Raw genomic sequence first — 8,281 nt, 5'->3', positions numbered from 1 at the left:
GGCAGGCGAGAAGCGGCGAATACTTCACCACCCATCTGTTCAGCGTCGCGTGGTCAACGGTAACGCCGCGCTCGGCCATGATCTCTTCCAGATCACGATAGGAGACTGCATATCGGACGTAGAAAAACACCGCGTATAGAATAACCTCTTTCGGGTAATGGCTGCCTTTGAAATCGACCATGATCTGGAACTCAACCTGCCTGCTCATCTTCAACCCAGATCTATGGCATCACCAACCTGGCGGCAAATGCGCTGAGAAATTTGCGACAGAACCAGCGCGTGTCCCATCCTCAGAAAAAGGTCGAATATCGCGGCCCTCAGGAACAGAAAAGGCAAATCGTAAAGCAATCGGTCCCGCTGCACGACATAGCGAGCTATTGCAGCGCCTACGAAGTACCCGACCAGTTGATCGGCAAGTTCGAGGCCCTCATTGTTCGAGCGTTCGCGAACGACTTGCTCAATGTCCGGATGGAGAACTTCTAGCGGCCTCCGACTCATCACGGGTCGCCAAGCCCGACCATGGACACGCCTCCATCTCGCCGATCGGTGGCAGAAATCCGACATGTCGCGGTTGATGGCGAGCTTCATATCGCCGAGGTGAAAACGGCAAGCCGTAGCAATATAAGCTCGTTTACCATTCCTTAATTTTCTCTGGACTTCTGGTTGCGGAATCACAACCGCTAGAATAAACGTATGGCGCGAAGAGGGGCGTGTCTTGTTTTCCAGAATTCTAGTGATCGCACTACTGCTGTTACTGACGGCGGTGGGCGCTTCTGCTGCTTCAAATGTACGCGTGATAGACGGAGATACGATCGACCTGGACGGTGTTCGTTATCGTCTCCACGGCATCGACGCGCCCGAGGCAGGTCAACTCTGCAAAGCGGCGGACGATAGCGACTGGGCCTGCGGACAGGTCGCGCTTCGGAAGCTGGAGAGCCTTGTCATCGGACGCGACGTCACGTGCACGCCTCACGAGAAGGACATGTATGGCCGGTGGGTTGCAAGCTGTGTTGCAGACGGCGTTGACATCAATGGCGAGATGATTGCTTCGGGCCTGGCGTGGGCGTTCCGGAAGTATTCCGTGGATTACGTCAAAGCCGAAGAGATTGCCCATGCCGCGCACGTCGGCGTCTGGCAGGCGGCCACCCAGACGCCGTGGGACTTCAGGTCCCACAAATGGGATAGCGCCGTCTCGGCCGCGCCTGCAGGAGGGTGCCCCATTAAGGGCAACATCAACAGCAAACACGAGAAAATCTATCACGCGCCATGGTCGAAGGACTACGCGAAGACAAAAATCGATGTCCGCAAGGGCGAGCGGTGGTTCTGTTCCGAGGGCGAAGCCATAGCAGCCGGATGGCGTCCGCCCCAGTGGGGAAAATGATGAGATCACGTATCAGCATGCACGCAGGGCTTCGCGATGGCCAAGTTTGAATCACTCACCAAATTGTACGATAGCCTCCGGGAGTCCAGTCACGACTTCCGCATTACGACGGACCCGTTTCCGCCGCTGGATCCGGAAAAGCTCGCCAAATCGATGGAGATCGAGCGCAAGGCGGCCGCGAACGGCAAAACAAATATTCCGGCATCGAATGCCCGGGAGCTGGACGATGTCGAGCGATCCATCGTGGACCGGGTCGAAAGCCAGCGCGACGAAGCCTTCCAGGTTCTCGAAGATCAGCTCAACACGTATGCCACCAGGCTGCGGAACCTCGATTTTGACGGCCACTTCAGCCAGATCGAGATGACTAACCACTCCAGTGTCGAGGATTTCCAGGCTGACGTCACCAAGGGCAGAGACGAGCTGTTCATCCGCCGGCAGGACCTCAAGGCTACCGACGAGGAGCTTGAGGAATTTAGAAAGCGAAACGGGCTGGAAAAGCGGATCGCTCGCGTCAGGAGTTCTCTTGAGTTTGGGTTAAAGATTCTGTTCGTGGCGCTCCTGTTGATCGTCGAAACCGGGGTCAACGGCATCTATCTCGCGAAAGGAAACGACAGCGGCCTCGTAGGCGGCATCGGCTATGCGTTTGGCTTTGCTTTCGTCAATGTCATCGGCACGTTCCTATTGGCGCTCTTCGGAATTCGTCGGCTAAACCAACGTTTCTTTGGGCTAAAGCTCATCGGCTTCGTCAGCCTCCTTTTCTGGTTCGCCCTAGCAATCGCCCTCAATCTCGCAATGGCGCATTACCGCGAAATCTCCGCGACCGCCGTCGACAACATCGGCCCCCTTGTTCGGCGGCGGCTGGCGTCTGACCCGCTTGGCCTCGTGGATATCGATTCCTTCGTGTTGTTCGCGGGTGGCTTGCTATTTTCGACCGCCGCGCTCGTCGACGGCTTGTTCATGACCGATCCATATCCGGGTTATGCCGGGACCTATCAGCGCTACGTCAACGCCCGCGACGATTACGCGGCCGAAAGGGAGCATCGCGTCGAGGGGCTCAAAGACATCCGCGACGACCACAACGAAAAGATCGACGCTATCATCCAGGGGCTGTCGAAGCGACGCAAGGAATGCGCGGCCATCATCGACGCGCGCACACGCATGACTAAGCTATTCGGCGAACACCAGACACAGCTGGAGAGCGTCGGACGAAAGCTTCTGGCGATTTATCGTGAGGAGAACCGGGCAGCACGCACGGAAGAGGAACCCAAGCATTTCAAGGCGCAGTATAAGATGGAGCGCCGCAAGGTCATCATCGACACGTCCGATGATTGGGCCGACAAAGACCTCAGCGAACGCATCCAGACCGCCCAGGCCGATCTTTCGGCCCAGATGAAGCGCATCAGCAATGCATTCGAAGACGCAGTCACAGCTTATCACGAGCTCGACCACATCTATCCGGAGACGATCAATGGCAGCCCGGCGTAAGCGCAGAAGCCGCCGGGGAGGCAGCTCTGCCGGCCAGATCATCGGCATCATCGTACTCGTCATCGCCATCGTCGGTGCGGTCGGCGGCTACTCCGTGCTCTGGTACAAAGCGAAGGCCGCACCAACGCTCGATGCGGACCTTTGCCCCGAAAGCGGTGCCACGTCGGCGACAGCGGTATTGCTCGATGTCACCGACCCGATCTCCGACATAACAAAGGTCGACCTCAAACGAGAGTTTCAGCGGATCGTTGCGGACGTCGAGCAGCATGGCCTGATCGAGGTCTACCTCCTCACGGACGTTGAAGGCAAACCCGAGCGAACGTTCCACGGATGCAATCCGGGGGATAGCGAGAGCGCGGACCCATGGACATCGAATCCCAAGAAGATTCAGCAGCGTTGGGACCGGGCCTTCAACCAACCACTTAAAAAGATCGAGGAGCAGATGGGCGATGGCACGTCATCGAAGCAGTCGCCTATTATGGCTGGAATCCAGCGTATCGCGATCGAAAGCTTCACCGATGCGAAGCTCGATGGAAAGCCAAAGCGGCTGATTGTCGCCTCCGACATGATGGAGTTCACGCCAGCTTTCTCGATGTACAAATCCGGCGCCGACATCAAGGCATTTGAAGGCAGCGTTGCCCGAAACAAGTTTAGAACCCCGTTGGAGGGTGTGGATGTCAAGCTGCTGTTCTTCCAAAGGGAAAGCTCCGCTGCCTTGAAGAACCTGCCGGAATTCTGGACGGCGTGGATCGGCTCCAACCACGGCCACTTCTCGGGAATCGAGCGTTTGACAGGAACAATGTAATGAGTACCTCATCGATGAGAAGCCTTGTCCGCAACCAGGGACCGATCGTCCTTTTCGTTTTTCTGACGCTGGTCGGTTCCGCCGTCATCTGGCTGGGTAAAGTCTGGGGTTTCGACATTGGGCTCATCACCGCGATCCCGGTCGCGATGATGTTCCTGTACATGGGCGTAAACATGCTTCCTGGTCTGCGCGTCCACAGCGAGCAGGCCGGCGACAACCTCTATTACATGGGTTTCATCTACACGCTGACGAGCCTGGGCGTCTCGCTTTATAAGTTCACAGGCGAAGCTTCAATCGAGGACGTCGTTCGGAATTTCGGTATCGCGATCATTTCCACTGTGACTGGTATCGCACTCCGCATCTTCTTCAATCAGATGCGCCGCGATCCCGCCGATATCGAAAAGGCCGTCAGACACGAGCTCGCCGAGATGACCAGGCGGGTGAGGGCCGAGCTCGACAACTCGGCAATGGAGTTCTCCTCCTACCGGCGCACCAGCAATCAGATGCTTTCCGAAGGATTCGAGGAGATCGCCCGTCAGGCGGAAAAGAACGGCGAAGCCGTGCGAACCGCCATCGAGGCCATGTCCGCGAAGGCCGTAGAATCAATCCAGGCGGCGTCAACGCAGCTCCTGGCGACCTTGGAAGAGACCCATAAAAACGTGTCCCAGCTCTCGGATGCGAACGCCAAGAACGTGGTCCAGCTCTCCAGCCAGATGAACGACCTCGCGACCACGATGACGAACAAGTCGAAGCAGCTTGCCGACGCAATCGACAACGTCATCGGGAAATACTCCGCGGCCCGTTCTCCGGATGACGTCTTGAGGATCGACGTCTCGCCCGCAGTGGAATCCCTCAAGTCCATTGTGGACGCCCACGCCAAGGCGATCAGCGAGAATGCGGCCGATACCCGCGAGACGGCAAAGAAGGTCCTGGCAGACCTCGGGCCTTTCAAAGAGACCGCCGCGAACCTGACCAAGCTCGCCAACGAGGTGGGTGCCGCCGCTGCCACGCAGGCAAAATCGACGGAGACCGTCGCTAAGTTGACAGCCGTCATCGAAGGCGTCGTTGCGACATCCAAGACCGCTTACGAAGCCCACGCGGCAAGCACCGCCAAACTTACGGGATTCGTTGAGGCGGCGACCGGACGTCACAACGAGGCTAGGGCAGCCGAAGAGCAAAGCCGTCTCCGCGGCGAACGGATCGAACGTGCCTTGTCGCAGCTGTCGGCCCACGTGCCATCCGGAGCGTTGCCATCAGCGGCCAACGACACGCCCGATGCTCCCGCGGCTGTGGACATTGCGGGCATCGTAAGTGTTGCTGACACCGAGGATGACAAGCCGCGGAAGTCATGGTGGCAACGATGACACCGGAGAACGCGGGTCAGATCGAAACCAAGGGCTACAACCGCGGACTCATCCTCGGGTTCACCATGGCCGAGTCTCTGCTTCTCGTCGTCTTCTGCCTGCTACTGGTCACCGCGGCGATCATCGTGAAGGAACGCAAGCGGGCAGAGGATGCCATCGAGCAACTGTCAGCCGTCACCGAAACACACCGTCAGCAGGATCAGCAGATTAAGGAACTCGAGGCCGAAGTCGCTGCCCTCACCAGCAAATTGCCGGAGGCGGAGCAAGCTGCGTACGACGAGGACTGGCGCGAACTCGTCCTGCAGAAGGATACTTATAAACGCATCAAGGAAGTTCTCGGAGAGAAAGATGCCGCCGATATGCTCAGGCGTGTTGAGGCTCTTATTGCCGCGGAGCAGCGGGCGGTTGATTTGGAAAGCGCCAACGACCGTCTCAATGCGCAGCGGCGTGATCTAACGGCTCGACTGGAAGCGGCGCTCAAACAACACGAGGCGCGAGAGGCAGAGCTTGCGAAGCTCAGCGCGTCTGGAAAGCCGCACGAGTGGCCGCCGATCATCAGCTTGGCCGAAGCCAATGGCTATTTCTTCCGCTCCGGCAGCGCTGAGCTTTCCACCTCATTCACAGACCAACTGAACGGATCGATTTCCGACGAGATCGCGAAAAACCTCGGGACCTACGGTGCCGACATCGTCGAGGTGATCGGCCATACAGATGAGCAGCCGATCTCGCGGCTGAATTCCAACCTCGACAAGAATTCCATCGACGTCCTGTCGTCCCGGAAACCAATTACGACGCTCGAGCCGGCCGACAACGCCGGGCTTGGACTCGCCCGTGCGATCTCGGTCGCCAATCTCCTCAGGGCCAACAAGTCGCTGTCGGGGATCACCGTCCTGCCTCTGTCCGCCGCGCAGCTTATCTTGCCCGGCGACACGCTCACCGTTGGCCAGGCTGGCAACGTCGAGACCCGCAGGCGCATCGAAATCAGAATCCGGCGACGCGAGGCAGCGGTGCAATAACGCGGTAGTGGGGCCGGGAGATGCGGCGTAGACGTCGTTCGCGAAAGCAGACCAAACTAAATCCGGGCGTTGTGTTCCTGATGCTCGGCCTTGGGTTGGTCGTCTCATACTTTCACAAATCTGAAGACCCTGCCATCGAGCCGCAAAGTCCTCCCGCCGCCAACCAAGGCGTCATTGACAATAAGAAGACCGTTGCGGAGGAGCCTGCGGAGACGAGCGCGCCAATACCTTCGGTCACGCCGGCCGCGCCCTCGCGCCTCCCGCATGCAGCTTTGACCGTTACCCGGTTCGTGGAGGGCCAGAAGGTGGCATTGCGCACCGGACCCGGAAAAACGTTTGGCATAATTGACCGATATGACAACGGCAGAGAACTGGAAGTGACCGAAACCGATGGTGACTGGTCGAGGGTACGAGATGGGCTGACGAGGCGGGAAGGGTGGATTTCGACCGCGCTCCTTTCCGACGCGCGGCCAAGTACACAGCAGCCTGACCAGCGTGAGCGGACGGCATCAAACGAAGCTGATACTGGGCCCGGTGCCGACCCTGTCACACCAACAACGCCTCAGATTTCCGATTCCATCGTGATCCAAAGGATCATCGCGGAATCCATCTCGATGTATCCAGGGTCTTGCGCCTGCCCTTACAACACCGACCGTGAGGGGAGACGGTGCGGCAAGCGGAGCGCCTACAACCGCGGAGGTGGATATGCGCCTGTCTGTTTCGCGGGCGATGTTTCTCCAGACATGATCCAATCGGCTCGACAGCAGTCGACCAGATAATTGCGGAACCACAGGCGCGTAAACAGGGAACTGCGACCATGTCTCAACGCCAAGTCCGACCGAGGTGCCGCGAATAAAGCATTAGGTCGGTGCGGCATTCTCGGTTTCGCCGCATCGGTCCGCCGGCAGCAATCAACCAACGCGATTAGCGAACGGAAAGGCCTTCTTCGCGTTAAAATGAGCCAGCAAATTTGATCACCCGCAAGAAGGGCACGGCCTGGGGCGGGTGACCCAGGCCGCGGCATCAATTCTTGTATTCGGGTTGAGCTTTCAGCTTCTCCTTGGTGGCATCGACATAGACCCGAACATCGTCACCCTTCTCGTTCCTCATGATATTGACCTGATCAAGAGGCACCGCGATCCGATGTTCGCCCATCCCGAGGAAACCGCCGATATCCAGCACCAGCTGCTTGACGGTACCATTGTCGTTGAGAACGAGCTTGTCGACTTCGCCGACGTCTTCGTCCTTGGCGCTATAGACGTGGGCTCCCGTGAGAGTTTCGGAAGTCAAATCCTTCATTTCTGACGTGCGATAACCCTCGCGCTGAACGTCCGGGCGGACCAGAGCGGTGTCACCCGCCGGGGAAGGCTTGGCCACATTCGTCGAATTGCTCGCCGCGGTGGTTGGAGCAACATATGCCGGTGCGTCGGTCAGCATCTGTTTATTGGCATTAACGACTAGAAAGTAGTCATCCGCATCGTCGCCGTCACGAACGAACTTGATATCTTTCATCGGGATTGCGACGGCCTTTTCGCCTAAGCCAAGGAAGCCGCCGACGCCGAGAACGACCGCTTTGACTTCACCTTGCCGGCTGAGAATAACTTCGTTTACCTCTCCGATGTCATCCCACTCCTTTTCCGCGCCAGGCTTGACCATCATATCCGCTGTCATCGGCTTTTCAGTAGCATACAGCCGCGTACCGATGAGCTTCGATGCCCTAATGTCGGTCGGCTGTTGCTGATACATTGCCATCGGTTCCATGGTTGCGGCATAGGCATTACCGCCGATCAAAACGATGGCCAGTGCGGTTGTTGTCAGGAACTTCTTCATTGTTATCTCCTTGGGTATTCGGATGACCGATCGCTTTGAAATGGCTATACGACCTCCGCTCGGATGTAACCGACACGCGGTGTAAATGTTCCGGTTCGCCATGGGGCATTGGATGGCCGAAAAGAAGGTTCTGTCGCAAATTTCTCAGCGCATTTGCCGCCAGGTTGGTGATGCCATAGATCTGGGTTGAAGATGAGCAGGCAGGTTGAGTTCCAGATCATGGTCGATTTCAAAGGCAGCCATTACCCGAAAGAGGTTATTCTATACGCGGTGTTTTTCTACGTCCGATATGCAGTCTCCTATCGTGATCTGGAAGAGATCATGGCCGAGCGCGGCGTTACCGTTGACCACGCGACGCTGAACAGATGGGTGGTGAAGTATTCGCCGCTTCTCGCCTGCC

Annotated in this window: 7 protein-coding genes and 2 pseudogenes; 7 read left to right on the top strand and 2 right to left on the bottom strand. The window is 57.8% G+C overall.

Going from position 1 to position 8,281, the window contains the following annotated elements; genetic code table 11:
* Positions 1-181, bottom strand: a pseudogene (locus tag HJB84_RS33230) (IS6 family transposase); the annotation flags it as partial.
* A gap of 534 nt (positions 182-715) precedes the next feature.
* Between HJB84_RS33230 and HJB84_RS33225 the strand changes: the two are divergent.
* The 6 genes from HJB84_RS33225 (at position 716) to HJB84_RS34230 (ending at position 6,830) form a co-directional block, all read left to right on the top strand.
* Positions 716-1,381 (top strand): thermonuclease family protein, encoded by a 666-nt coding sequence (locus HJB84_RS33225; RefSeq protein WP_221117961.1) that lies wholly within the window; start codon positions 716-718, stop codon positions 1,379-1,381.
* 153 nt (positions 1,382-1,534) lie between these two features.
* Complete coding sequence (locus tag HJB84_RS33220) at positions 1,535-2,866, top strand: hypothetical protein (protein WP_221117959.1); 1,332 nt, start codon at positions 1,535-1,537, stop codon at positions 2,864-2,866.
* Positions 2,850-3,671 (top strand): hypothetical protein, encoded by an 822-nt coding sequence (locus HJB84_RS33215; protein ID WP_221117958.1) that lies wholly within the window; start codon positions 2,850-2,852, stop codon positions 3,669-3,671. Before HJB84_RS33220 ends, HJB84_RS33215 begins: the two co-directional genes overlap by 17 nt.
* Positions 3,671-5,035 carry a methyl-accepting chemotaxis protein gene (locus HJB84_RS33210; RefSeq protein ID WP_221117957.1) on the top strand — a complete coding sequence of 455 codons (1,365 nt, stop codon included), beginning with the start codon at positions 3,671-3,673 and terminating at the stop codon, positions 5,033-5,035. The genes HJB84_RS33215 and HJB84_RS33210 overlap by 1 nt, the downstream gene beginning before the upstream one ends.
* Positions 5,032-6,051: a hypothetical protein gene (locus HJB84_RS33205; protein ID WP_259671239.1), complete on the top strand. Its 1,020-nt coding sequence runs from the start codon at positions 5,032-5,034 to the stop codon at positions 6,049-6,051. The genes HJB84_RS33210 and HJB84_RS33205 overlap by 4 nt, the downstream gene beginning before the upstream one ends.
* Before the next feature lie 20 nt (positions 6,052-6,071).
* Positions 6,072-6,830, top strand: coding sequence for an SH3 domain-containing protein (locus HJB84_RS34230; RefSeq protein WP_221117955.1), 759 nt, complete (start codon positions 6,072-6,074; stop codon positions 6,828-6,830).
* Positions 6,831-7,074: 244 nt separating this feature from the next.
* Here HJB84_RS34230 and HJB84_RS33195 read toward each other — a convergent pair whose 3' ends face one another.
* Entirely contained in the window at positions 7,075-7,881 is an 807-nt protein-coding gene (locus HJB84_RS33195) for a PRC-barrel domain-containing protein (protein ID WP_221117954.1), read from the bottom strand.
* 219 nt (positions 7,882-8,100) lie between these two features.
* Between HJB84_RS33195 and HJB84_RS33190 the strand changes: the two are divergent.
* Positions 8,101-8,281 (top strand): annotated as a pseudogene (locus tag HJB84_RS33190) (IS6 family transposase); the annotation flags it as partial.

The organism is Rhizobium sp. NZLR1b (assembly GCF_019685155.1).
Classification (GTDB): domain Bacteria; phylum Pseudomonadota; class Alphaproteobacteria; order Rhizobiales; family Rhizobiaceae; genus Rhizobium.
The sequence above is the reverse complement of the archived record's forward strand: the minus strand, read 5'-3'. Positions and strand labels throughout refer to the sequence as shown.